The 26,405-nt window shown below is 64.6% G+C and carries 16 protein-coding genes; 4 read left to right on the top strand and 12 right to left on the bottom strand.

Annotation, left to right across the window (positions count from 1 at the left end; genetic code table 11):
- The 5 genes from ACIPZC_RS06825 to ACIPZC_RS06805 form a co-directional block, all read right to left on the bottom strand.
- A partial coding sequence (locus tag ACIPZC_RS06825) for a transposase (protein WP_400625795.1) occupies positions 1–143 on the bottom strand: 143 nt, incomplete at its 3' end.
- A 102-nt stretch (positions 144–245) separates the two neighbouring features.
- Positions 246–2,198, bottom strand: coding sequence for an acetyl/propionyl/methylcrotonyl-CoA carboxylase subunit alpha (locus ACIPZC_RS06820; RefSeq protein ID WP_400625770.1), 1,953 nt, complete (start codon positions 2,196–2,198; stop codon positions 246–248).
- The gene (locus ACIPZC_RS06815; protein WP_400625768.1) at positions 2,195–3,010 is read right to left on the bottom strand and encodes a gamma-carboxygeranoyl-CoA hydratase; all 816 of its coding nucleotides are present in this window, start codon (positions 3,008–3,010) and stop codon (positions 2,195–2,197) included. Before ACIPZC_RS06815 ends, ACIPZC_RS06820 begins: the two co-directional genes overlap by 4 nt.
- A 3-nt stretch (positions 3,011–3,013) precedes the next feature.
- Entirely contained in the window at positions 3,014–4,621 is a 1,608-nt protein-coding gene (locus tag ACIPZC_RS06810) for a carboxyl transferase domain-containing protein (RefSeq protein WP_400625766.1), read from the bottom strand.
- A 19-nt stretch (positions 4,622–4,640) separates the two neighbouring features.
- Positions 4,641–5,804, bottom strand: a complete 1,164-nt coding sequence (locus tag ACIPZC_RS06805; protein WP_267822576.1) for an isovaleryl-CoA dehydrogenase — start codon at positions 5,802–5,804, stop codon at positions 4,641–4,643.
- Positions 5,805–6,019: 215 nt separating this feature from the next.
- Here ACIPZC_RS06805 and ACIPZC_RS06800 point away from each other — a divergent pair, with 215 nt between their 5' ends.
- Positions 6,020–7,702 carry an AMP-binding protein gene (locus tag ACIPZC_RS06800; protein WP_400625764.1) on the top strand — a complete coding sequence of 561 codons (1,683 nt, stop codon included), beginning with the start codon at positions 6,020–6,022 and terminating at the stop codon, positions 7,700–7,702.
- Between the two features lie 78 nt (positions 7,703–7,780).
- Here ACIPZC_RS06800 and ACIPZC_RS06795 read toward each other — a convergent pair whose 3' ends face one another.
- A complete protein-coding gene (locus tag ACIPZC_RS06795) occupies positions 7,781–8,011 on the bottom strand; it encodes a hypothetical protein (protein WP_400625797.1) in 231 nt (76 codons plus the stop codon).
- Between the two features lie 71 nt (positions 8,012–8,082).
- On the opposite strand from ACIPZC_RS06795, the gene ACIPZC_RS06790 reads away from it, so the two are divergent.
- Genes ACIPZC_RS06790 through glgB form a run of 3 tightly spaced genes read left to right on the top strand, consistent with a single transcriptional unit; the run spans position 8,083 to position 15,673 of the window.
- On the top strand, positions 8,083–10,101 hold the full coding sequence (locus ACIPZC_RS06790; RefSeq protein WP_400625762.1) for an alpha-1,4-glucan--maltose-1-phosphate maltosyltransferase: 2,019 nt from the start codon (positions 8,083–8,085) through the stop codon (positions 10,099–10,101).
- A 43-nt stretch (positions 10,102–10,144) separates the two neighbouring features.
- Positions 10,145–13,462, top strand: a complete 3,318-nt coding sequence (gene treS / locus ACIPZC_RS06785) for a maltose alpha-D-glucosyltransferase (RefSeq protein WP_400625760.1) — start codon at positions 10,145–10,147, stop codon at positions 13,460–13,462.
- Positions 13,463–15,673 carry a 1,4-alpha-glucan branching protein GlgB gene (glgB, locus tag ACIPZC_RS06780; RefSeq protein WP_400625758.1) on the top strand — a complete coding sequence of 737 codons (2,211 nt, stop codon included), beginning with the start codon at positions 13,463–13,465 and terminating at the stop codon, positions 15,671–15,673. It begins immediately after the preceding gene.
- Positions 15,674–15,728: 55 nt separating this feature from the next.
- On the opposite strand, the gene ACIPZC_RS06775 is transcribed toward glgB, so the two are convergent.
- The 6 genes from ACIPZC_RS06775 to treZ form a co-directional block, all read right to left on the bottom strand.
- Positions 15,729–16,805, bottom strand: coding sequence for an autotransporter domain-containing protein (locus ACIPZC_RS06775; protein WP_400625756.1), 1,077 nt, complete (start codon positions 16,803–16,805; stop codon positions 15,729–15,731).
- A 414-nt stretch (positions 16,806–17,219) separates the two neighbouring features.
- Positions 17,220–19,373 carry a glycogen debranching protein GlgX gene (glgX, locus tag ACIPZC_RS06770; RefSeq protein ID WP_400625754.1) on the bottom strand — a complete coding sequence of 718 codons (2,154 nt, stop codon included), beginning with the start codon at positions 19,371–19,373 and terminating at the stop codon, positions 17,220–17,222.
- 143 nt (positions 19,374–19,516) lie between these two features.
- The gene (locus ACIPZC_RS06765; protein ID WP_241803298.1) at positions 19,517–19,801 is read right to left on the bottom strand and encodes a DUF2934 domain-containing protein; all 285 of its coding nucleotides are present in this window, start codon (positions 19,799–19,801) and stop codon (positions 19,517–19,519) included.
- 14 nt (positions 19,802–19,815) lie between these two features.
- A complete protein-coding gene (locus tag ACIPZC_RS06760) occupies positions 19,816–22,590 on the bottom strand; it encodes a malto-oligosyltrehalose synthase (protein WP_400625752.1) in 2,775 nt (924 codons plus the stop codon).
- On the bottom strand, positions 22,587–24,656 hold the full coding sequence (gene malQ / locus ACIPZC_RS06755; protein WP_400625750.1) for a 4-alpha-glucanotransferase: 2,070 nt from the start codon (positions 24,654–24,656) through the stop codon (positions 22,587–22,589). Before malQ ends, ACIPZC_RS06760 begins: the two co-directional genes overlap by 4 nt.
- Positions 24,653–26,395, bottom strand: coding sequence for a malto-oligosyltrehalose trehalohydrolase (treZ, locus tag ACIPZC_RS06750; protein ID WP_400625748.1), 1,743 nt, complete (start codon positions 26,393–26,395; stop codon positions 24,653–24,655). Before treZ ends, malQ begins: the two co-directional genes overlap by 4 nt.
- Positions 26,396–26,405: the final 10 nt, after the last annotated feature.

Genomic DNA, 26,405 nt, shown 5'->3' with positions numbered 1-26,405 from the left:
TTATTGGCCTGATAACTGGCCACCCAGCGTCGAAGCAGACTGAAATCGATACCGAAGTGTTTAGCCACCTTTCGGAAACCGTTGCTGCCATCCAGATAAGCTGTAATCGCTGTGAGCTTGAATTGCTCGGTGTACTTACCCATAGATCCCCCAAGGGTTGGATTGGTGTCCAACTTCTTGGGGGCAGTCCACGCGGTGGGAGCCGGCTTGCCGGCGATTGGGCCGCGAAGCGGCCCTTGCTTGCATCACTCCACCAGTTCGACCAGCACTGTCCCTTCGCTGACCATATCCCCTTCCTGGCAGAACAACGCCTTCACCGTCCCGCCATGCGGAGCGCGAATGCTGTGCTCCATTTTCATCGCCTCCAGCACCACCAGCGCAGTGCCTGCTTCCACCGCCTGGCCAGGCTCCACCAGCACCCGCACGATGCTGCCATTCATGGGCGCACCCAGGCCGCCGTGATGGCTGTGGCTGGCTTCGGCCTCGGCGATCGGGTCGAAGGCCTCGATGGCATGCATTTCACCCTCCCAGCGCAGGTACAGCGTGCCACCTCGGCGCACTGCCAGATATCGCCGGCGCACGCCGCCTTCATCATGCCCGAGCTGTTCGCCGTCCAGCCGCCAGGCCGAGACGGCACCGTGCTCGAGCACAATCGCCTGGCGCTCACCGCCACTGCGCAGGTGCAAGCTGCTATGCGCCGGCAGGCCAAGGCGCAACCCTGAGCGCTCAGCCCACGGCGAGCCGCTGTCGTCGTCACGCTCGCGGGGCGCCTGGCCCCGCAGCCAGGCTTCACCTGCGGCTTGCCAGAAGCCTGCGGGCAACGGCTGCGGCGCCGGCAGCAGTACGTCCTGATGGCGTGGAATAAACCCTGTATCCAGCTCGGCCGCCGCGAATGCGGGGTGGGCGAGGATACGACGCAGGAAGGCAATGTTGGTCTTCAACCCACCGATGGCGAACTCGTCCAGCATCGCCAGCAAGCGCAGGCGGGCCTGTTCGCGGTTTTCGCCCCAGGCGATCAGCTTGCCCAGCATAGGGTCATAGAAAGATGAGACCTCGTCCCCCTCGCTTACCCCGCTGTCCACCCGGCGACCTTCGCCAGGTGCCGACTCGCGGTACAGCGTCAGGGTGCCGGTGGCCGGCAGGAAGTCGTTGGCCGGGTCTTCGGCGTAGAGGCGCACTTCGATGGCATGGCCGATCAGCGGCACCTGGGCCTGGGTAATCGGCAGTGGCTCGCCACAGGCGACGCGGATCTGCCAGGCCACCAGGTCCAGGCCGGTGATGGCTTCGGTCACCGGGTGCTCGACCTGCAGGCGGGTATTCATCTCCATGAAGAAGAACTCGCCACGGGCATCGAGCAGAAACTCAACGGTGCCGGCACCGACATAACCGATGGCCTGGGCGGCGCGCACCGCCGCTTCGCCCATGGCTTGCCGCAACTGAGGGGAAAGCCCCGGCGCCGGTGCTTCCTCGACCACCTTCTGATGGCGGCGCTGGATCGAGCAGTCGCGCTCATTCAGGTACAGGCAGTTGCCGTGCTGATCGGCGAACACCTGGATCTCCACGTGGCGGGGCTTGAGCACGTACTTTTCCACCAGCATGCGCGCGTCGCCGAACGACGACTGCGCTTCACGCTGGGCCGAGGCGAGGGCGTCGGCCAGCTGGCTTTCTTCCTCGACCACTTTCATGCCCTTGCCGCCCCCCCCGGCGCTGGCCTTGAGCAACACCGGGTAGCCGATGCGCTCGGCAGCGGCGCGGAAGGTTTCCAGGTCCTGGGCGTCGCCGTGGTAACCCGGCACCAGCGGTACGCCGGCCGCTTCCATGAGTGCCTTGGCCGCTGATTTGCTGCCCATGGCATCGATGGCGCTGGCCGGTGGGCCAAGGAAGATCAGCCCGGCGTCCTCGATGGCACGAGCAAACCCTGCGTTTTCGGACAGAAAACCATACCCCGGGTGAATGGCCTGAGCGCCGCTGGCTTTGGCCGCAGCGAGCAGTTTGTCGATCACCAGGTAGCTGTCAGCGGCCTTGCTGCCCCCCAGCTCGACACGGATATCCGCTTCGCGGCTGTGGCGGGCGTCGCGGTCGGTGGCACTGTGCACCGCCACGGTGGTCAGGCCCATGGCTTTGGCGGTACGCATCACCCGGCAGGCGATTTCGCCACGGTTGGCGACCAGCAGGGTGGTCAATGGCGTGCGGCTCATGGGCGCAGCTCCTTGTCGGGCTCGGTTTGCCAGGCGGGGCGACGTTTTTCCAGGAAGGCGCGCAGGCCCTCCTGGCCTTCGGCGCTGACCCGGATCCGGGCAATGGCGTTTTCGCAGTAGCGGCGCAGGGCAGGGCTGAGCTCACCGTCGTCGACTTCGCGCAGCAAGTCCTTGGTGGCGCGCAGTGCTTGCGGGCTGTTTTGCAGGAGGTTGTCCACCCAGGCCTGGACCTGCACTTCCAGCTCATCGGCCGGGTACACCTCTGCCAGCAGACCCAACTCCCGGGCCCGTACGCCGCTGAAACGTTCGGCGGTCAGGGCATAACGGCGGGCGCTGCGCTCACCGATGGCCTTGACCACGAACGGGCTGATCACCGCCGGGGCCAGGCCGATACGCACTTCCGACAAGCACAGCTGGGCATCCTCGGCGCCGATGGCCATGTCGCAGCAACTGATCAACCCCAAGGCGCCGCCAAAAGCCGCGCCCTGCACCACGGCAAGGGTGGGAACCTTCAGGCGATGCAGGGCGTACATCAGTTCGCCCAGTTCACGGGCGTCATCCAGGTTGGTGTTGAAGTCCAGCTGTGCCGATTGCTGCATCCACGCCAGGTCTGCGCCGGCGCTGAAATGCCGGCCACGGCCGCGCAGCAGCATGAAGCGCAGGCTGGCGTCGTCGGCCAGTTGGCCAAGGGCGACGATCAGTTCGCGAATCATCTGTGCATTGAATGCGTTGTTCTTGTCCGCCCGGTTTAGCCACAGGGTGGCGAAGCCGCGCGGGTCGCGGATCACTTCGAGGGTGCTGAAATCGCTCATGGGTCACATCCGGAAAATGCCGAAGCGGCTCTGTTCGATCGGTGCGTTCAGCGCGGCGGACAACGCCAGGCCAAGCACGTCGCGGGTCTGCGCCGGGTCGATGACGCCATCGTCCCAAAGCCGGGCGCTGGAGTAGTAGGGGTGACCCTGGTGTTCGTACTGGTCGAGAATCGGCTGCTTGAGCCTGGCCTCATCCTCGGCGCTGAAGGCCTGGCCGCTGCGTTCGCTTTGCTCGCGCTTGACCTGGGCCAGCACCCCGGCGGCTTGTTCGGCCCCCATCACGCCAATCCGCGCATTGGGCCACATCCACAAAAAGCGCGGATCGTAGGCGCGGCCACACATGCCGTAGTTGCCAGCGCCGAAGCTGCCACCGATGATCACCGTGAACTTCGGCACCTGGGCGCAGGCCACCGCGGTGACCAGCTTGGCGCCGTGCTTGGCGATGCCGCCTTCTTCGTACTTCTTGCCGACCATGAAGCCGGTGATGTTCTGCAAAAAGAGCAGTGGGATGCCGCGTTGGCAGGCCAGTTCGATGAAGTGCGCGCCCTTTTGCGCGGCTTCGGCGAACAGGATGCCGTTGTTGGCCAGGATCGCCACCGGGTACCCGTGCAGGTGGGCGAAGCCGCACACCAGCGTGGTGCCGAACAGCGCTTTGAACTCATCGAAAACCGACCCGTCGACCAGGCGCGCGATCACCTCGCGCACATCGAACGGTTGCTTGGCGTAGGCCGGCACCACGCCGTACAGCTCCTGGGCGGCATACAGCGGCGCAGCCGGCGCCTGGCGTTGCAGTTTGCCGAGCTTGTGCCAGTTGAGGTTGGCCACGCTGCGCCGGGCCAACGCCAGGGCATGTTCATCATTGTCGGCATAGTGGTCGGCCACGCCGCTGGTGCGGCAGTGCACATCGGCACCGCCGAGGTCTTCGGCGCTGACCACCTCGCCCGTAGCGGCTTTCACCAGGGGCGGGCCTGCCAGGAAGATGGTCGCCTGCTGGCGGACCATGATCGCCTCGTCGGCCATGGCCGGCACATAGGCCCCACCTGCCGTGCACGACCCCATGACCACGGCGATCTGCGGGATGCCCTGGGCGCTCATGTTGGCCTGGTTGAAGAAGATCCGCCCAAAATGTTCACGGTCTGGAAACACCTCATCCTGACGCGGCAGGTTGGCGCCGCCGGAATCCACCAGGTAGATGCAGGGCAGGCGGTTCTGCAAGGCGATGGTCTGCGCGCGCAGGTGTTTCTTCACCGTCAGCGGGTAATACGAGCCGCCTTTAACCGTGGCATCGTTGGCCACGATCATGCATTCCACGCCCTCGACGCGGCCGATGCCCGCGATCACGCCGGCTGCAGGCACATCTTCACCGTACACCTCGTGGGCGGCCAACTGGCCGATTTCAAGGAAGGGCGAGCCGGGGTCCAGCAGGCGGTCGATGCGCTCACGCGGCAGCAGCTTGCCACGGGAGGTATGCCGCTCCTGGGCCTTGGGCCCGCCGCCTTGTGCAATGTGGGTGAGCAGGCCGCGCAGGGCCTGGACCTGTTCGAGCATGGCCGCGCTGTTGTCGGCGAATTGCGCCGAACGCGGGTTGATCTGGGTGTGCAAGGTAGCCATGTGTGCCCGTCCCTCGTGTTCAGCGGGTTTCGTTGAACAGTTCGCGGCCGATCAGCATCCGGCGGATTTCACTGGTGCCGGCGCCGATCTCGTACAGCTTGGCATCACGCAGCAAGCGGCCCGCCGGGAATTCATTGATGTAGCCGTTGCCACCGAGAATCTGGATCGCTTCCAGGGCCATCTGCGTGGCCCGCTCCGCGGTGTAGAGGATGACCCCGGCGGCGTCCTTGCGGGTGGTCTCGCCACGGTCGCAGGCCTGGGCCACGGCGTACAGGTAGGCGCGGCTGGCGTTGAGCTGGGTGTACATGTCGGCGATCTTGCCCTGGATCAACTGGAACTCGCCGATGCTCTGGCCGAACTGCTTGCGGTCGTGAATGTAGGGCACCACCAGGTCCATGCAGCTTTGCATGATGCCGGTGGGGCCGCCGGAGAGCACCACGCGCTCGTAGTCCAGGCCGCTCATCAGCACGCGCACGCCGCCGTTGAGCTGGCCGAGGATGTTTTCTTCCGGTACCTCGACGTCATCGAAGAACAGCTCGCAGGTGTTGGAGCCACGCATGCCCAGCTTGTCGAACTTGTTGCTGCGACTGAAGCCTTGCCAGTCGCGCTCGACGATGAAAGCCGTGATGCCGTGCGCGCCCTTGTCCAGGTCGGTCTTGGCGTAGATCACGTAGGTGTTGGCATCCGGGCCGTTGGTGATCCAGGTCTTGCTGCCGTTGAGCACGTAGCGGTCGCCGCGCTTCTCGGCGCGCAGTTTCATCGACACCACGTCGGAACCGGCATTCGGCTCGCTCATGGCCAGCGCGCCGATGTGTTCACCGCTGATCAGTTTGGGCAGGTACTTCTGCTTCTGCGCGTGGCTGCCGTTGCGGTTGATCTGGTTGACACAGAGGTTGGAGTGGGCGCCGTAGGACAGCGCTACAGAAGCCGAGCCACGGCTGATTTCTTCCATCGAAACCACGTGGGCCAGGTAGCCCAGGCCGGCGCCGCCGTATTCTTCCGGCACTGTGATGCCAAGCAGGCCCATGTCGCCAAACTTGCGCCACATGTCGGCGGGGAACAGGTTGTCTTGGTCGATCTGTGCGGCGCGTGGCGCCAGCTCGGCGGCAACGAAGGTACGCACCTGGTCACGGAGCATGTCGATGGTTTCGCCCAGGGCGAAGTTCAGGGAGGGGTAATGCATGGGGCACCTTCTTGTTCTTGAAATTAGGAAACACCGTAGCTCACCAAGCGTCAGCCATTGGCAATCAGCGCTGTGTCGTTTTCACCTTTACGTTAACGTAAACCTGCCCCTCGGGACTGTCAATCCGTTCGTCACCTTTACGTAAACGTAAATCTGCGCCACAGTAATTGTCGCTGCTTGAGCCGTGCCCAGAACAACCACAAGAAGGGACACCCATGAGTCAAACCAGCTACACCCAAGGTCGTCAGAACCCAGCCTTGCTGACCCAGACCATTGGCCAGGCCTTCGATGCGACCGTGGCCCGTTACGCCGATGGCGAAGCCTTGGTGGTGCGCCACCAAGGCCTGCGTTTCACCTGGCAGCAGTTGGCCGAGCAGGTCGATGTCCATGCCCGGGCGTTGATGGCCCTGGGGCTGGACCGGGGCGACCGGATCGGCATCTGGTCTCCCAACTGCGCCCAGTGGTGCATCTTGCAACTGGCCAGCGCCAAGGTCGGCGCGATTCTGGTCAACATCAACCCGGCCTACCGGGTGGGCGAGCTGGAGTATGTGCTGCGTCAGTCTGGCTGCCGCTGGCTGGTGTGCGCCGATGCCTTCAAGACCTCTGACTATCACGCCATGGTTCGGCAGCTGCTGCCGGAACTGGCGCTGGTGGCGCCCGGTGACCTGGCCAGCGAGCGCCTGCCCGAGCTGCGCGGGGTGATAAGCCTGGCCGGCAACCCGCCACCGGGCTTTCTGCCATGGCCTGCGCTGCCAGGGCGGGCAGCGCAGACGGCCCCTGAGGCTTATCAGGCGCGCCAGCGCGGGCTGCAGTTCGACCAGGCGGTGAACATCCAGTACACCTCCGGCACCACCGGTGCTCCCAAAGGGGCCACGCTCAGCCATTACAACATCCTGAACAACGGCTTCATGGTCGGGGAAAGCCTGGGCTTGACCCCTGCCGACCGTATGGTGATCCCGGTGCCGCTGTACCACTGCTTCGGCATGGTCATGGCCAACCTCGGTTGCATCACCCATGGCAGCACGATGATCTACCCCAGCGACGCCTTCGATGCCGAACTCACCTTGCGTGCGGTGGCCGAGGAGCGCGCCAGCATCCTCTATGGCGTGCCGACCATGTTCATCGCCATGCTCGACCACCCGTCGCGCCAGCAGCTGGACCTTTCGACCCTGCGCAGCGGCATCATGGCTGGGGCCACCTGCCCGATCGAGGTCATGCGCCGGGTCATCGAACAGCTGCACATGGCCCAGGTGCAAATTGCCTATGGCATGACCGAAACCAGCCCGGTGTCTCTGCAGACCGGCCCCGACGATGATCTGGAATTGCGCGTGACCACGGTTGGCCGCACCCAGCCTCACCTGGAAACCAAACTGGTGGATGCCGATGGCTGCACCGTGCCCAGGGGGGAAATCGGCGAATTGTGCACACGGGGTTACAGCGTGATGCTGGGTTACTGGGGCAACCCGCAGGCCACGGCCGATGCCATAGATCCTGCAGGGTGGATGCACTCGGGCGACCTGGCAGTCATGGATCAAGACGGCCATGTGCGCATCGTCGGGCGCAACAAGGACATGATCATTCGCGGTGGCGAAAATATTTATCCGCGCGAGCTTGAGGAGTTCCTCTATACCCACCCCGCAGTGGCTGACGCCCAGGTGATCGGCATCCCGTGCGATAGGTATGGCGAAGAAGTGGTGGCCTGGATCAAGTTGCATCCCGGCCATAGCGCAACGGCTGAACAACTGCAGGGCTGGTGCAAGGCACGCATCGCCCACTACAAGGTGCCGCGGCACTTTTGCTTCGTCGACGCGTTTCCAATGACGGTGACCGGCAAGGTACAGAAGTTCAGGATGCGCGAAATCAGCGCGGCCACGCTTTCAGCCGAAAAGGCGCAGTGATGGAGCAATAGTGCTGGCCGCGCCCGTGATAGGGCGGGCAGCACCATTGCACGTGCATCGCTTTCCCTCGTCTATCCTTTAAGCCTTCACCGGTGGCTCCTGGCTCGGCGGGTCGCCGACAGTCGGCGGTTCGGTCGGCTTGACCGGCGTCTCGTCCGGGGCCTCTTCCGGCACGGGCGGCGGCAGGCTCGGGTCGTCGATATTGGGGTCGGGTGTCTCTGGTGGAATGGGAATGTTCATGGCCTGACCTCGCAGGGTGAATGAGAGGGTGGTGCAGGCTTTGATGTGTGGCTGCGCCGTTTTGCTCAATTTTTTTGAACCCCCTGCGTGGACGATGGCTCTGAACCCTTACCGCCAATGCCAACAGGGAGCCAGGACCGATGTCGCGCAACGAGCCCTTCGCAAGCGTACCGATGGCGAACGATCACCCCGACCAGGCCATCAGCCTGTCCCAGGCGCTGCTGGCGCCGCGCATCGTGATCGAGGATACCCAGCCCGCACTCGACGGTGGCGCGTTTGCCACCAAGGCCATCAGCGGCCAGCCGGTGGCGGTCAGCAGCAAGGTGTACAGCGACGGCCACGATCGCCTGGCCGTGATGCTCAACTGGCGGCAGGCCAATAGCCGGCGATGGCACTGCGTGCCGATGCATTCGCCAGGCAACGACCTCTGGTTGGCCGAGTTCACACCCACTGACCTGGGCCCCCACCTTTTCAGCATCGAGGCCTGGGTCGACCCGTTCGCCACCTATTGCCACGACCTTGAGAAGAAGTTCCACGCGGGCGTCGAGGTCAAGCTGGAGCTGGAAGAAGGTCGCTTGCTGCTTGGCAAAGGCGCAGAGCGCAGCGAAGGCGAGTTGCGCGAGGAGATCGAGGCGTTGCAGGCGCAGCTGCCCACGCTGGCACAGGCGGACCAGGTGGCGCTGCTGCTGGGGGAGCAGGCGTCGCGCCTGATGAGCGAGGCCGAGCACCGCAGCTACCTCACCGGCAGCCGTGAGTTCCCGGTGGATGTCGACCGCCCGGCTGCGCAGTTCGCCAGCTGGTACGAGTTGTTCCCCCGCTCGATCACCGACAGCCCCGAGCGCCACGGCACCTTCAACGATGTGCACGCGCGTTTGCCGATGATTCGCGACATGGGCTTTGACGTGCTGTATTTCCCGCCCATCCATCCGATCGGCAAGCAGCACCGCAAGGGCCGCAATAACGCCTTGAAGGCTGAGCCCAACGACCCGGGCAGCCCCTACGCCATCGGCAGCCCCGAAGGCGGGCACGATGCCATTCACCCGCAGCTGGGCACCCGAGAGGACTTCCGCCGCCTGGTGGCCGCCGCCGCCGAGCACGGGCTGGAGATCGCCCTGGACTTCGCCATCCAGTGCTCCCAGGACCACCCGTGGCTCAAGGAACATCCCGGCTGGTTCAGCTGGCGCCCCGACGGCACCATCCGTTATGCCGAGAACCCACCGAAGAAGTACCAGGACATCGTCAACGTGGACTTCTACGCCGCTGACGCCGTGCCATCGCTGTGGCTTGCCCTGCGTGATGTGGTGGTGGGCTGGGTGGAGGAGGGGGTGAGAACCTTCCGCGTCGACAACCCGCACACCAAACCGCTGCCATTCTGGCAATGGTTGATCGCCAATGTGCGCAGCCAGTATCCGGACGTGATCTTCCTCGCCGAGGCGTTCACCAAGCCTGCGATGATGGCGCGCCTGGGCAAGGTCGGGTATGCCCAGAGTTACACCTATTTCACCTGGCGCAACACCAAGCAGGAGCTGCGCGAGTATTTCGAGCAGCTCAATCAGCCGCCCTGGAGCCTGTGCTACCGGCCCAACTTCTTCGTCAACACGCCGGACATCAACCCGTTCTTCCTGCACACCAGCGGGCGTGCCGGCTTTTTGATCCGCGCCGCCCTGGCGACCATGGGCTCGGGGCTGTGGGGCATGTACTCGGGCTTCGAGCTGTGCGAAGGCACCCCTCTGCCGGGCAAGGAAGAATACCTGGACTCGGAGAAGTACGAGATCCGCCCCCGCGACTTCACCCAGCCCGGCAACATCATTGCCGAAATTGCTCAACTCAATCGCATCCGCCGGCAGAACCGTGCCCTGCAGACGCACCTGGGTGTGGCGTTCTTCAACTGTTGGAACGACAACATCCTGTACTTCGCCAAGCGCACGCCGGAGCGCGACAACTACATCCTGATAGCGGTCAGCCTCGACCCGCACAACGCTCAGGAGGCCAGCTTCGAATTGCCGCTGTGGGAACTGGGGCTGGACGATGACGCCGACACCCTGGGCGAAGACCTGATGAACGGCCACCGCTGGACCTGGCATGGCAAGACCCAATGGATGCGTATCGAGCCCTGGCATCAGCCGTTCGGTATCTGGCGCATCGAGAAGGCCCGCTAAGCCGCTTGGTCGGCGCTGAACCTGCAATTGAAAGGAGTCGCACATGGCCAAGCGTTCCCGCCCGGCAGCCTTCCTCGACGACCCGTTGTGGTACAAGGACGCCGTGATCTACCAGTTGCATATCAAGTCGTTCTTCGATGCCAACAACGACGGCATCGGTGACTTCGCCGGCCTGATCAGCAAGCTCGACTACATCGCCGAGCTGGGCGTCAATACGCTCTGGTTGTTGCCGTTCTACCCCTCGCCACGGCGCGACGACGGGTACGACATCGCTGAATACAAAGCTGTGCATCCCGACTACGGCAGCATGGCCGATGCCAGGCGGTTCATCGCCGAGGCGCACAAGCGCGGGCTACGGGTGATTACCGAGCTGGTCATCAATCACACCAGCGACCAGCACCCGTGGTTCCAGCGCGCACGCCATGCCAAGCGTGGCAGCAAGGCCCGCGACTTCTACGTGTGGTCGGACGACGACCAGAAATACGACGGTACGCGGATCATCTTCCTCGACACCGAGAAGTCCAACTGGACGTGGGACCCTGTGGCCGGCCAGTACTTCTGGCACCGCTTCTACTCGCACCAGCCGGACCTGAATTTCGACAACCCGCAAGTGCTCAAGGCGGTGATCGGGGTGATGCGCTTCTGGCTCGACCTGGGTGTCGACGGGTTGCGCCTGGACGCGATTCCCTACCTTATCGAGCGCGATGGCACCAACAACGAGAACCTGCCCGAGACCCACAAGGTGCTCAAGTCGATTCGTGCCGAAATCGATGCCAATTACCCCGACCGCATGCTGCTTGCCGAGGCCAACCAGTGGCCCGAGGACACGCGCCCGTACTTTGGCGAAGGTGACGGCGACGAGTGCCACATGGCGTTTCACTTCCCACTGATGCCGCGCATGTACATGGCCCTGGCCATGGAAGACCGCTTCCCAATCACCGACATCCTGCGCCAGACGCCAGAGATCCCGGCCGATTGCCAATGGGCGATCTTCCTGCGCAACCACGATGAGCTGACCCTGGAGATGGTCACCGATCGTGAGCGCGACTACCTGTGGAACTACTACGCGCAAGACCGCCGCGCGCGCATCAACCTGGGTATCCGCCGTCGCCTGGCGCCGTTGCTGCAACGTGACCGCCGGCGCATCGAACTGCTCACCAGCCTGCTGCTGTCGATGCCCGGCACACCGACCCTGTACTACGGCGACGAACTGGGCATGGGTGACAACATCTACCTGGGCGACCGCGACGGTGTGCGTACCCCCATGCAGTGGTCGCCGGACCGCAATGGCGGTTTCTCCAAGGCCGACCCGCAGCGCCTGGTACTGCCGCCGATCATGGACCCGCTGTACGGCTACCAGACGGTCAACGTCGAGGCACAGTCCCACGACCCGCATTCGCTGCTCAACTGGAACCGCCGCCTGCTGGCGGTGCGCAACCAGCAGAAAGCCTTCGGCCGCGGCACCTTGCGCACGCTCACCCCGAGCAACCGCCGCATTCTGGCGTACATCCGCGAGTACACCGATGCCGAGGGCAACAGCGAAGTCATTCTGTGTGTTGCCAATGTGTCGCGTGCGGCCCAGGCCGCAGAACTTGAATTGTCCCAGTACGCCGACAAGGTGCCTGTAGAGATGCTCGGCGGCAGCGCCTTCCCGCCGATCGGCCAGCTGCCGTTCCTGCTGACGTTGCCTCCTTATGCTTTCTACTGGTTCTTGCTGGCATCGCACGACCGCATGCCCAGCTGGCATGTGCAAGCTACCGAGGGGTTGCCAGAATTGACTACGCTAGTGCTGCGCAAACGTATGGAAGAGCTGCTCGAAGCGCCTTCGAGCGACACATTGCAAGACGCGATCCTGCCGCAATACCTGCCCAAACGGCGTTGGTTTGCCGGCAAGGAAGGGCCTGTCGATCAGGTGCGCCTGTGTTACGGCGTGCGTTTGGGCACCGCCACCACGCCGGTGCTGCTGAGCGAAATCGAAGTGTTGGGCGATGGCCAGCGTAACCGTTACCAGTTGCCGTTCGGGCTGCTGCCTGAAGACCAGATCAACAGCGCCTTGCCCCAGCAACTGGCGCTGTCGCGGGTACGCCGTGGCCGTCAGGTGGGCCTGATCACCGATGCCTTCGTGCTCGAGCCCTTCATCCGTGCGGTGCTGCGCGCCTGCCAGGACGGCCTGCGCCTGCCCTGTGGCAATGGCCAGGGCGAGCTGCGTTTCCACTGTACCGAAGCGTTGGCCGGCCTGGGCCTCGATGAAGACAGCGCGGTGCGCTACCTGAGCGCCGAGCAGTCCAACAGCTCTGTGGTGGTGGGCGACCGTGTGGTGCTCAAGCTGATCCGCCGGGTCAATCCGGGGGTTCACCCGGAGCTGGAAATGAGCGCTTACCTCACCGCCGCCGGGTTCACCAACATCTCGCCGCTGCTGGCCTGGGTCAGCCGCGTGGACGAGCGCCAGGCACCGCACCTGCTGATGATCGCCCAGGGTTACCTGAGCAACCAGGGCGACGCCTGGGCCTGGACCCAGAACACCCTGGAGCGGGCCATCCGCGACGAGATGGAACCGTCCAGTAAAGAGGGCGACGCGCATACCGACGCACTGGCTGAGCTCAACGGTTTTGCTGCCTTGCTTGGCCAGCGCCTGGGCGAGATGCACCTGCTGCTGGCCGCCACGAGCGATGACCCCGCCTTCCGGCCGCGCAGCAGCGATGGCGAAGACAGCGAGCGCTGGGCCCAACAGATCAGCCGCGAGCTGTGCCATGCCCTGGACTTGCTGGCTCAGCACCGCGACAGCCTGGACGGCGATAGCCAGGCGTTGGTCGACGACCTGCAACAGCGCCGTGAAGGCCTTGCCCAGCACATCGCTACCTTGGCAAGGCAGGCCGAAGGCGGCCTGCTGATGCGTGTTCACGGTGACCTGCACCTGGGCCAGGTACTGGTGGTGCAAGGGGATGCCTACCTCATCGATTTCGAAGGTGAGCCGTCGCGCCCGCTGGACGAGCGCCGGGCCAAACACAGCCCTTACAAGGATGTCAGCGGCGTTTTGCGATCCTTCGACTATGCTGCTGCGATGATCCTGCGCAGCGCCTCGGCGGTAGACGTGTCCGAGGCCGCACGGCAGGCTCGTCAGCGGGTCGCCCGGCAGTACCTGCACCAGTCGCGCCACGCCTTCGTCGAAGCCTACGGCCTGGCCACCGCCGCCATGCCTCACGCCTGGCAGCACGCCGAGGGCGAGCGCGCCGCACTGGAACTGTTCTGCCTGGAAAAGGCCGCCTACGAGATTACTTATGAAGCCGAGAACCGGCCAAGTTGGCTGGCCGTGCCTTTGCATGGCTTGCATGGATTGATCAGTACCTGGGGAGAGTCATAGATGAATGCAACCACGCGTGATAACGGTGGCCTTCGGCAGCGGGAGCTCGATGCCCTTGCCCGCGCCGAGCACGCCGATCCTTTTGCAGTACTTGGCCCCCATGGCGATGGCGCGGGCGGGCTGTGGGTCCGCGCCTATCTGCCAACTGCGCTGAGCGCCCGGGTGTTGAGCCGTGATGACGGGCGGGTGCTGGGCGAAATGCAGCAGGGCAGCCTGCCCGGGCTGTTCACCGCGCACCTGGATGATGCACAGCCCTACCTGCTGCAGATCGGCTGGGCCGGTGGCGAGCAGGTGACCGAAGACCCGTACAGCTTTGGCCCGCAGCTGGGAGACATGGACCTGCACCTGTTTGCCGAGGGCAACCACCGCGACCTGTCGGGGCGCTTTGGCGCACAGCCGACGCAGGTCGACGGCGTCGCTGGCGTGTGCTTTTCGGTCTGGGCGCCCAACGCCCGGCGCGTGTCGGTGGTGGGCGACTTCAACAATTGGGACGGCCGTCGCCACCCGATGCGCCTACGGCACGGTGCCGGGGTGTGGGAGCTGTTCGTGCCGCGCCTGGGCGTCGGCGAAACCTACAAATTCGAGGTGCTGGGCAAGGAGGGCGTGCTGCCGCTGAAGGCCGACCCGCTTGCCCGCGCCACTGAGCTGCCGCCCAGCACTGCCTCGAAGGTGGCCGGCGAACTCAGCCATGACTGGCAAGACCACGAGTGGATGGAGCACCGCGCCCAGCGCCATGCCTACAGTGCCCCGCTGTCGATCTACGAATTGCACCCAGGCTCCTGGCAGTGCGAGCTCGACGACCTGGGTGAGGTGTCGCGCTTCTACAATTGGCGCGAACTGGCCGAGCGCCTTGTGCCCTACGTGCAGAAGCTCAACTTCACCCACATCGAGCTGCTGCCCATCATGGAGCACCCGTTCGGTGGCTCCTGGGGCTACCAGCCCTTGTCGATGTTCGCCCCGACTTCGCGCTACGGCACGCCAGAAGATTTTGCGGCATTCATCGACGCCTGCCACCAAGGTGGCATCGGTGTGATCCTCGATTGGGTGCCGGCGCATTTCCCCACGGACGAGCATGGCCTGGCGCGCTTCGACGGCACGGCCCTTTATGAGTACGACAACCCTCTGGAGGGCTTCCACCAGGACTGGAACACCTTGATCTACAACCTGGGCCGCAATGAAGTGCGCGGTTTCATGCTGGCTTCGGCACTGCACTGGCTCAAGCACTTCCACATCGATGGCCTGCGGGTCGATGCGGTGGCCTCGATGCTGTACCGCGACTATTCGCGCAAGGCCGGCGAGTGGGTGCCCAACCGCCATGGTGGGCGCGAGAACCTGGAGGCCATCGATTTCATCCGCCACCTCAACGGTGTAGCCGCCCATGAGGCCCCGGGCGCACTGATCATCGCCGAAGAATCCACCGCCTGGCCGGGTGTCAGCCAACCCACCCAGCAAGGTGGCTTGGGCTTCGCCTATAAGTGGAATATGGGCTGGATGCATGACACCTTGCACTACATCCAGAACGACCCGGTGCACCGCAGCTATCACCACAATGAGATGAGCTTCGGCCTGATCTACGCCTATTCCGAGCATTTCATCCTGCCGATCTCCCACGACGAAGTGGTGCACGGCAAGCATTCGCTGATCGACAAGATGCCCGGCGATCGTTGGCAGAAGTTCGCCAACCTGCGCGCCTACCTGGCCTTCATGTGGACTCACCCGGGCAAGAAGCTGTTGTTCATGGGCTGTGAGTTCGGCCAATGGCGCGAATGGAACCATGACCACCAGTTGGACTGGTACCTGCTGCAATACCCAGAGCACCAGGGCGTGCAACGCCTGGTGGGTGACCTGAACCGGCTGTACCGTGAGTTGCCGGCATTGCACGAGCAGGATTGCCAGCCGCAGGGGTTCCAGTGGCTCATCGGTGATGATGCACAAAACTGCGTGTATGCCTGGCTGCGCTGGAGCAGCAATGGCGAGCCATTGCTGGTGGTGGCCAACTTCACCCCGGTACCGCGCGAGGGCTACCGGATTGGCGTGCCGTGCGGTGAGCGTTGGCAAGAGCTGCTCAACAGCGATGCCGAGCTGTATGCCGGGTCTAATGTGGGCAACCTGGGTGCGGTGGAGAGTGACGAGATCGCCAGCCACGGGCAACCGCTGTCGCTGGCCCTGAACCTGCCGCCGCTGGGTGTACTGGTGCTCAAGCCTGTCTGATAGCTGGCTTGAGTCGGCCTTTTCGCGGGCTTGCCCCGCGAAAAGGCCACACTGATCACCAGCGCATCCTGACCCCGAGGCTGCCGATCAAACCGTTCAGATCATTGTCATCCACATTGCTGCTGTAATCGGCACTGACGAAAAACGCCATGGAAGGTGTCACCCGCGCCACCAGGCCCAACCCCAGTTCCACCGTGGTCGAATTGCGCGAGCCGGATATTTTGTCGACCTGGTCCAGCTTGACCTCGTCGGCATCGCTGAAGTCATACCAGACGTTGGTGCGCACATAGGGCTCGACGGGCATGCCCCGCACTTCGTAGCGCCCGGACAACTTGGCACCGACGCGGCCGCTCCAGGTAGGCTGGCTATCGAACGCCTGCAGCGTCTCTTCCTGCACCTGATTGCCCGGGAAGAACTGCTGGTTGATCAACTGTGCCTGTGGCTCGATCACCCAACTGCCACTGAGGCGGATCGGGTAACCACCCTCCACGGAAAAGGTCATCGCATGGCCGCTGTCGTTCACCCGCTGCCCAGTCTCGCCCCGGCCCAGCACATCGATGCGTGAGCCCATGGCGACAGCGTCCACGTGCCAGCCCCGGTCATGGGTCATGCTCCAGTACACCCCCAGGCTTTCGCCGCTGAGGTTGACGGCGTTGCGCTGCTTGTCACCGAGCAGTACCCGGCTGCCCTTCATGCTGCTCTGCAGGTTGTTGTGCCCCACGAATATCCCCGCGCGGTGCACGTTGCCGCCGCTGGTTTCACGCACGAACAGGTCCGGGCCAATGGTCAGTTGCTGGCTGGGTGCTTCCAGCTGTTCCGGGGCCTGGGCGCCCGGGCGGGCAGTGCCCGGGAAGAACTGCGCCCATTGGCTGGCAATCAGGTCGGGCGCCAGCGGGCCATGGCGTTCAGCCATCTTGTTGCTGAAGGCCGTCAGCGTGCCCAGGCTCAGGCCGCTGGCGCTGACCGGGTCCAGCGACAGTTGCGCCATTGCTGGCTGCTGCAGAAACAGAGGTGAACCGGGATCGTCCAGCACTTCGAAGGCGAAGGTTTCCACCGGGGTTGCCAGAAGCATCGACGTGGAAACCGCGTAGAAAATACGGTCGAAGCGCAACGGGTTCGAGGTGTATTTCATGGCGGATCTCCTATGTTTTTTTGTTGTACAGCCCAAGAACCTGGCCTGTTGTCACGAGCTGTACGGCAAAACACAGGGCGACCCAAACCAGTACGCCAGCTTTCTCAAGCACGCACGAAGGCGCGAGCTCACGGCCCGGCGCAATTTTTTTACGACTAGATAATCTTTAGCTAAGGAGAGGTAAGGGGTTGCGTCAAGAAAGTGTTAAAAGGGCGGGAAGGGCGGGTGCGTGGCGTTAACGTCATGATTTCTAGCGAAAACATCACTGGCATAGCGGCGTTCGCTATTTCATCCACCCTGGCTATGCCGAATCATTGCAAACGCCGCTGTTACGCCCGGTCTGGGCAGTGCGTCCAAGGTGGCACAGCCGGCCCTGAGATCCGTTCGGTTCAGGGCCGGTTAGCCAACGCCGGGTCAGTCCTCCTCGCGCTGCAGCACCATCAGCAGCATCGAGCGCCCCTGGACCTGGAACGTGCTCTCGAACGGCAAATGCTGGCCCTTGCGCAAGTCCGGCCGGTCGGTGTCCACCAGGCAGCTCCAGTAGTCACCGTCCGGTACCGTCGGCAGCAAGAAAGGCACCACATCGTGGTGACTGTTGACGATCAGCAGTACCGTGGCCTCCGAACCCGGGCGGGCGATGCCACTGACCTGGGCACGGCCGTCGATCAGCATGCCCAGGCAGCGGCCATGGGGGTCTTCCCACTGCTCCACGGTCATCTCGTTGCCGTCAGGCGCCAGCCAGGTCACGTCCTTGACCCCGATCGCCTCGTTGTAGTCGCCGACCAGAAAACGTGAGCGGCGCAGCACCGGGTAGGCCAGGCGCAGGCGAGTCAGGCGTTTGACGAAAGCCAGCAGGCTTTTGCCTTCATCGTCCAGGTCCCAGTTGACCCAACCGATCTCGCTGTCCTGGCAGTAGGCATTGTTGTTGCCGTGCTGGGTGCGGCTGAACTCGTCGCCAGCGACGATCATCGGGGTGCCCTGGGCCAGCAGGAGGGTGGCGAAGAAGTTGCGCATCTGGCGCATGCGCAGGGCATTGATTTCAGGGTCGTCGGTGGGGCCTTCCGCGCCACAGTTCCACGACAGGTTGTTGTCGGTGCCGTCCTGGTTGTTCTCGTCGTTGTCTTCGTTGTGTTTGCCGTTGTACGACACCAGGTCGCGCAGGGTGAAACCGTCGTGGGCGGTGACGAAGTTGACCGAGGCATAAGGGCGCCGGCCGCGATTGTTGAACATGTCGCCAGAGGCGGTCATGCGCGAAGCGAAGTCGGCCAACTGGCCTTCGTCGCCTTTCCAGAAGGCGCGCACGGTGTCACGGAAGCGGTCGTTCCACTCCGCCCAGCCCGGTGCGAAGTTGCCCACCTGATAGCCCCCTGGGCCACAGTCCCATGGCTCGGCGATCAGCTTGACCTGGCTGAGCATCGGGTCCTGGCGGCAGGCCACGAGGAAGCCGTGGCGTTCGCTGTAGCCGTCGTGGTAGCGGCCCAGGATGGTGGCCAGGTCAAAGCGGAAACCGTCCACGTGCATTTCGCCAGCCCAGTAGCGCAGCGAGTCGGTCACCAGTTGCAGCACGCAGGGGTGGCTGAGGTCCAGGGTGTTGCCGGTGCCCGAATCGTTGATGTAGTAACGTTTGTCATCGGGCATCAGCCGGTAGTACGAGGCGTTGTCGATGCCGCGCATGGACAGCGTCGGGCCGCGCTCGTTGCCCTCGGCGGTGTGGTTGTAGACCACATCGAGGATCACTTCGAGGCCGGCGTCGTGCAGGTGCGCGACCATTTCCTTGAACTCGGCGATCTTGCCACTGGCCAGGTAGCGCGGGTGCGGTGCGAAGAAGGCGATGCTGTTGTAGCCCCAGTAATTGTTCAGGCCTTTGTCCAGCAGATGCTGGTCATTGACGAAGGCGTGGATCGGCAGCAGCTCGATGCTTGAAACGCCTAGGTCCTTGATGTGCTTGAGCAACTCGTCATTGGCAAGGCCGGCGAACGTGCCGCGCAGCTTCTCCGGCACGCCGGGGTGGCGCATGCTGATACCGCGGGCATGTGCTTCGTAGATGATGGTGCGTTCCCACGGAATTTGTACGCGCTGATCGCGGCCCCAGGTGAAGGCCGGGTCGATGACTTTGCATTTGGGTACGAAGGGCGCGCTGTCGCGCTCGTCGAACGACAGGTCACCGTCGGGGTGGCCGATGGTGTAGCCAAACAGTGCCTCGGACCATTTCAGGCTGCCGACCAGTTGCTTGGCGTACGGGTCGATCAGCAGTTTGTTAGGATTGAAACGGTGGCCGTTCTCTGGCTCGTAGGGGCCATAGACTCTGTAGCCGTACACCAGGCCGGGGTGGGCGTCAGGCAGATAGCCGTGGTAGATCTCATCGGTGTACTCCGGCAGCTCGATGCGCTCGAGCTCCTGCTCCCCCGTGGAATCGAACAGGCACAGCTCGACCTTGGTGGCGTTGGCTGAGAACAGGGCGAAGTTGACGCCCAGCCCATCCCAGGTGGCGCCGAGCGGGAACGGCATGCCTTCGCGCAGGCGGGACGGTGCTATGGAGCGGGTTTTCTTGGGAATGCGGGGGCTCATGGCAGTTCTCGGATAGCCGTAGGGAGGGGGCGGATGGTGCTTGAGGTGCGGCCCTTTCGCCGGCAAGCCGGCGCTCACAGCAATCCCAGGGTGTTGGAGAACGCTGTGGGAGCCGGCTTGCCGGCGATAGGGCCGGGGCTGGCTCAGCCAGCAGCCGGCTTCTTCGCTGTCTTGGGCTTTTTCGCAGCGGCCGGTTTCACCCCGGGCAGCGCCGCTGCCTTGGGTTCCGCGGGCGCTTTGGGCTGCGCTGCAACCTTGGGCTTGGCGGCAGCCTTCTTGCGCGGCGCAGCCTTGGGCGCCAACGCCTCGGCTTCGGCCAGCTTGCGGGCCATGTCCCAGTGGCGTTGTTCCTCGCCTACAGGCTTACCCTCAGACTCCCAGATCTGGTAGGCAAATTCGCGAATACGTTTTTCATCGACACTCATCATGACGCTCCTGATGCTCAAGATTGTTGTATCAACACATTGACCGGAAATTCCGATAGTACGGCGCTCAACATCAGCTCCTTTGAAGGGCTGACCACCGCGCTAGGGAAAAGTCCCATCGAGTTGGCAGGCGACAAGGCAAACGGCAATATCACCCGGGTGTCGTCCCAGTTCTGTGCTGGGATCAACGGTGTTGAAGCGCCGCCCAACAGGCCGCTGGCCAAGCGCGGGGCAATGACGATGGCGCGGTGGTCCTCACCCAGCCGGGCGAAGGCCAGCACCTTGTCGGCATGGCGCCCCTGCACGGTCAGCGGCAGGTAGGCACCACGACGGAACAGTTCGGCGTGGGCCTGCCGACAATCCAGCAGCCGTGCCAGCAGCGCCTGCTTGATGCGGCCGTCGCGCCAGTGCGCCAGCAGCTCGGTCACCGGCAGGGCGTCCTCAAGCGTGCAGCGCCTTTTAGCGTAGTCCACCGGGCGGCGGTTGTCGGGGTCTACCAGGCTGAAATCCCAGTACTCATTGCCCTGATAAAGGTCCGGCACGCCGGGTACGGTGCTGCGCAGCAGCGCCTGGACCAGGCCATTCAGAGCGCCGGGGGTGGCGATCAAGTGTGCGGCGTCGGCCAGGGACTGGCGCAATTGCTGGTTCTCGCGGCCGAGCAGCAGGCCATCGACGTAGGCCGCGCAGGCGGCCTCGTACGCCTCGTTAGGGGCGTTCCAGCTGCTGCGCAGCTTGGCTTCGCGCAGCGCCTTCTGCTGCCATTGGCGGATGCGCCCGGCATAGTGCTGCAGGGCGTTATCGTCGTGCAGGTCAAGGTCCAGGGGCCAACTGCCCAGCAGCGTCTGCAGCAGCAGTAGCTCGTCGCCCGGGCTTGGCGCAATGCCGTCTTCCAGCTGTTCACGCAGCGGTGCAGCCAGCTCGCGCCAATGCTCCACGCGGCTGGCGAACCAAGGGCCGCGCTCACTGAGCACCGCCAGCCGCGCGCGGGTGTCTTCGCCGCGTTTGTGGTCATGGGTGGCGGTGGCCAGCAGGTTGTCGGGGAAGTCGCGCAGGCGGCGCTGGGCCTCGTTGTGAAAGTGTTCGGGGCCGGCACTGAAACGCTCGGCCTCGAAGCCTACATCGTTGCGCGACAGCAGACGCGCCGAGCGGTAGAAGGTGGTGTCTTCCACGGCCTTGGCGGCGCTGGGCGCGGTGAGCTGCTGAAAGCGCACGCAGGCATGGCGCAGGTGTTTGCGCTGCCGGCCAGGAGGCAGCCTGCGCCACCCCTGGCCGCCGAGCCACTGCTCAAGCTGCTCGAGCAATGGCCAGTCCGCTTCGCTGAGGTCCTGGCGGGCATTGGCCAGGGCCTGCTGGAAGAATTTCTCGTCTTCGGCCGGGCGGCCGCAGGCGTTGAAGTACGTGCGGTACACCGGGTAGTGGGCGACCAGAGCTTGCAAGGCGCGGCGTATCGCCCCAAGGGTCAGGTCGCGGGTCATCAGGTCATTGCGCGCAACTTGCAGCAGCGCCTGGGCCACCGACTCACAGTCGCCGGCCAGGCTGGCATTGAGCACCAGATGCCGAGCCTGGCGTACTTCCTCCTCGAAGTCCGGGCGCTCGCTGACAGTGGCCCACAGTTCGGTCAACGGGGCTTCGCCTGCGGGGTCGTGCTGCAGCAGCGAGACCTGGTTCATGAACTCGTAGCCGGTGGTGCCGTCGGTGAGCCAATCCCGGTGCAGGTGTTCTTCGCTGCCAAGGATTTTCTCGACGTAGGTCGGGAAATGCTCGAGCGCTGCATCGAGGGGGCGCTTGGCCAGCAGACCATCGACCCGCCGGCGTAGCTTGCGGCAGTAGCCGCGAGGGTCGGCCAGGCCGTCGATATGATCGATACGCAGGCCGTCGACCAGGCCGCGCTCGATCAGCTCGAACAGCTTGGCATGGGTCGCCTCGAACACCACCGAGCGCTCTACGCGCAAACCGCCCAGCTCGTTGATGTCGAAGAACCGTCGCCAGTTGATGTCGTCGGCGGCAGTGCGCCAGCTGGCCAGCCGGTAGGTTTGCCGTTCAAGGAGCAGGTGCAGGCGCTGCAGGCCGCTCTCGGTGCGGCTGTCGAAGGCCAGCAGTGCAGACTGCAGGTCAGCGCCCTCGCGCACCAGGCGGGCCAGTTCGGCCTGCACCGGCAACGCGGCTGCCAGCGGGTCGGCGGCATCGCTCAGTGCGGTGAAGTGTTCGGCCAGCCGCTGCAGGGCAGGCTCGGGGCTCAGCGAAAGAATCCAGCCATAGTCGACCGGGCAGATCGGGAAGCGGTGCTCGTAATGGGCCACCTGCAGCACGCCAGTGTGCGCGTCGAATTCCAGTGGAATTTCGCCATTTTTCAGCGCGGCGCCATAGTCGCAGCCCAAAAAGGGCAACAACAGCTGGCCGGCCAGCAGTGGGTCGCTGGAGTGCCACTGGATATCGAAGAACTCGGCGTAGGGGCTACGCCGGCCCCACGCCAGCAGGCTCTGCCACCACGGGTTGTCCGCGCCGCCGACGGCCATGTGATTGGACACGGTATCCAGGATCAGCCCCATGCCGTGCTGGCGCAAGGCGGCCACCAGCCGCTGCAGCGCAGCCTCGCCGCCGAGCTCTGGGTTGACTTGGGTCGGGTCGACCACATCGTAGCCGTGGCGTGAACCGGCGCGGGCCTTGAGGATGGGCGAGGCGTACAGGTGGGTGATGCCCAATTGGGCAAAGTAGGGCACCAGCGGCAGTGCGTGGTCGAGGGTGAAATCGCTGTGAAACTGCAGGCGCAGGGTGGCGGACAACGGCTTCATTGATCACGCTCCCAGGCTTGCTCGCGGGCCTGGGCCAACAGCTCCAGGCGGCGTGCGGCATCTTCGTCGTCGAGCAGTTCGCGCACCGGCAGCGCGAATCGTCGGCGCCAGTTGGGGTGGCCTTCGGTCGTGCCGGGGAAGTTGGGTTGCTCTTCACTGCCGAGCAGGTCTTCGAGCGGGATCAGCACCAGCGGTGCGCGGGTGTGACCAACGTAACGGATGGCAGCATCGATCAAGTGGTCGTTATCCTTTAGTGGGCCATAATTGGCTTCAAGCGTGCGGCGCAGGCCGTCACGCTCTTTCTGTCGCGCCTGACGCCAGTGCAGCTCGGTGGCGTCATCGATCAGTTGCAGGCGCTGGCTCCAGTCGATGTCACGGTTTTGCAGCCAGCCGGCCAGCGGCGCCAGGTCATGGGTGCCGGTGGTGGCCAGGGCTTTGTCTGGCCAGTCGAGGATCGGCGTGAAGTGGCCCGGCTGGGCCTGCTCGAAAGGCAGCACGCGCATGCCCAGCACGGCCTTGTCCGCCAGCTGTTCGCGCAGGCCTTCAGGTACCGTGCCCAGGTCTTCACCCAGGACGATTGCCTGGTGCCGCACCGACTCAAGGGCCAGCAGACGCAGCAGGTCTTCCAGCGGATAATGCAGGTAGGCCCCTTCGTTGGGCTTGCAGCCACGGGGGATCAGCCACAGGCGGCGCAGCCCCATCACATGGTCGATGCGCAAGCCGCCGGCGTGGGCCAGGTTGGCCCGCAGCATTTCGATGAAGGCGCGGTAGCCATTGCGTTTGAGGCCTTCGGGCGAGAAGGCGCAGATGCCCCAGTCCTGGCCGCTGCGGTTGAGGATGTCCGGAGGAGCACCCACATTCAGGTCGGCCAGCAGCTCGTCCTGGCGGCTCCAGGCCTGGCTGCCGGCACCGTCGGCGCCCACCGCCAGGTCGGCGATCAGGCCGACCGCCATACCGTTGCTTCGGGCGGCCTCCTGGGCACGCTGCAGGCTGCGCTCGGTCAGCCACTGGCAGAAGGCATGGAACTCGACCTTGGCTGGATAGGCGCTGGCGAAGGCCTCCACTTCCGGGTGATAGGGGTCGTGCCAGGCGCTCGGCCAGTTGCGCCAATCGGCGCCCAGGCCGTCGTCCACGGCTCGTGCCTGCAGCACTTCGAAGCGGCAGTGGTGCTCCAGCGCCTGGCCAGCGGCCTCGCGGAAGCTCTCGAAGTCCTTGCGCAGAGGGTGCTCGGCCTGGCTGAAATTCTGGTACAGGGCGTCGAGCAGGCGCAGTCGGGCGCCGGCAGCGCGTGGCCAGTCGACCAGCGGGCTCTGCTCGAGGTCTTCCAGGGTTTGCTCCAGGCCGCAGGCCTCCACTGCCATGCGCACGGCACGTTCACCGAGCACGGCAGCAGGGCTGGCATACAGGGGGTTGAGCAGCAGGCGGCTGGAGGGGGAGTAGGGGCTGTAGTGCTGCTGGTCGTGCGCTGACAGGGCGTGGATCGGGCTGATGGCGAGGGCGTCGGCACCCCGTTCCGCGGCGCTGCGCGCCAGTTGCTCCAAGGCCAGGCAGTCGCCGTAGCCGCCATCACCTGGGCGGCGCAGGCTGTAGAGCTGCGCTGCAATGCCCCAGCAGCGCGGTGGCGGTTGGTCGACAGCGTCCTCCAGGCTGTGACAACGCAGCGGTGCCACAGCCACTGTGAACGTGCGGCCATCGATGTCCACTTGGTGATAGCCCAAGGGCAGTTCGCCAGGCAGTTGTGCCTGGCTGTCGAGGGTAAGCGCGAGCTGGCTGTGGTCTTCCAGGGTGCAGCGGGCGGCGCTGCCTGCGCTGAAGTAACGTGCCAATTCCAGTGGCCGGCCCAGGTCGGCGGTCAACAGCGGCGGTAAGTGTTCGCTGTCTTGGGCGACGTCCACGGCGTGCAGGCTATCCTGGATGGCGCTTTCGTCACTGGCGGGGTGGCCAAGCGCCTCGAGGACCTTGCGCAGCACGTCGTCGCTAACCTGTTGCGGCCTGTCGTTGGCGTCGATCCAGTCGCGGGCTAGCCCTACGCGGGCGGCCAGGCGGTGTAATGCAGTGTCACTCATGGGCGCTCCTGGCCAGGTGCAAGCAGGCTGACCACGCAGCTGTACGCAGACAGTGCGGTGTCGGGGTGCGTGGTGTCGCTACTGTCGAACAGGCGGTGCTCGGCAGGAGGCAGGTCGACCGGTTGTGGCGTGGAGGCCAGGTTCAGGTCGATGCGCAGGGTGTCGCCATTGCCCAGGCGCCAGCGTGCGGTAAGTGCCTTCTCACCCAGTACCTCGGCGCCCAGCGCACGGCTGCCAGGCAGGTGCGGTATGACATGGCGCCGGCGCAGTTCCAGCAGTTGCTGATAAAGGCCGTGCCAGCCGGCGATGACTTCCTCACGCTGCGGCCTTGAGGCTTGGAATGTCTGCTCGGCATTGGGGTCCGGGATGCGCTCGCGTTGCGCGGGGTCGGCAAAGGCGGTGAAGTGGGCGAATTCGCCACGCCGCCCTTCGCGCACGGCATCAGCCAGTTCGTCATGGAAGTCGGTGAAGAACAGAAATGGCCGGCAACTGCCATCTTCGTCACCCATGAACAGCAGCGGGATCATCGGCGCCAGCAGCAGCAGGCCCGTCGCGGCGCGCAGGGCAGGGGCCGGGCACAGGCGGGTCAGGCGTTCGCCCAGGGCGCGGTTGCCGATCTGGTCGTGGTTTTGTAGGAACATGACGAACGAACTGGGCTCAAGGTGGCCACTGGGTTCGCCGCGGGGTTGGCCATGGCGGTTGGCCTGGCCCTGGAACACGAAGCCTTCGGACAGGCAGCGGGCCAGCTTTTCGATCGGTTGTTGCTGGTAGTCGGCGTAGTACCCTTCGGTTTCGCCCGTGAGCAACACATGCAGGGCATTGTGGCCATCGTCGTTCCATTGGGCGTCGAAGCCCTGTTCCAGCAAGAACGCCTGGTTGTGCTCATTCTCCAGCATCAGCCACACCTGCCGGCCAGGCTCCACCGCCGCGCGTACCCGTTGCGCCAGTTCGATGAGGAAGTCGGGCTGGTCGATGGCATGCACGGCATCCAGGCGCAGGCCGTCACAGCGGTAGTCGCACAGCCACATCAGGGCGTTCTGGATGAAGAACTCACGCACCTCTGGCCGGCGGAAGTCGATGGCTGCGCCCCAGGGCGTCTGCCGGTCTTCACGGAAGAACGGGCTAGCGTACTGGTGCAGGTAGTTGCCGTCCGGGCCGAAGTGGTTATAGACCACATCCACCACCACCATCAGGCCCTGGCCGTGGGCGTCATCGACCAGCGCGCACAATTGCTCAGGGCTGCCATAGCTGTGCTGCGGCGCGTATGGCAGCACGCCGTCGTAGCCCCAGTTGCGCTCGCCAGGGAACTGCCCGAGGGGCATCAGCTCAACGGCAGTGATGCCCAGCTCGGCCAGGCGAGGCAGGTAACGGCTGACACCCGAGAAACCTTCGAGCACCCCCACATGCAGTTCCTGAATGACCGCTTCGTGCCAAGGGCGGCCTTGCCAGGGATGCTGCCAGGCATAGGCCTGGGTATCCACCACCTGGCTTGGGCCCTGTACGCCCTCGGGCTGGTAGCGCGAGGCCGGATCGGCCACCTGCAGCTCGCCGTCGATGCGGTAGTGGTAACGGTCACCGGCCTGGCACGGGGCAACCCCCGTAAACCAGCCGTTTGCGTCGGGCAGCAGCTCGATCGGCGGCTGCTGCTCCAGTTCCAAGCTCACGCTGCGCGCATCCGGCGCCCATAGGGCGAAGCGCGCCGACGTGGCGTCCAGCATTTGTGCGCCATGCCTGTGCATCTTCGACTCC

This window comes from Pseudomonas sp. NPDC089743, from assembly GCF_044748785.1.
Classification (GTDB): domain Bacteria; phylum Pseudomonadota; class Gammaproteobacteria; order Pseudomonadales; family Pseudomonadaceae; genus Aquipseudomonas; species Aquipseudomonas putida_X.
The sequence above is the reverse complement of the archived record's forward strand: the minus strand, read 5'-3'. Positions and strand labels throughout refer to the sequence as shown.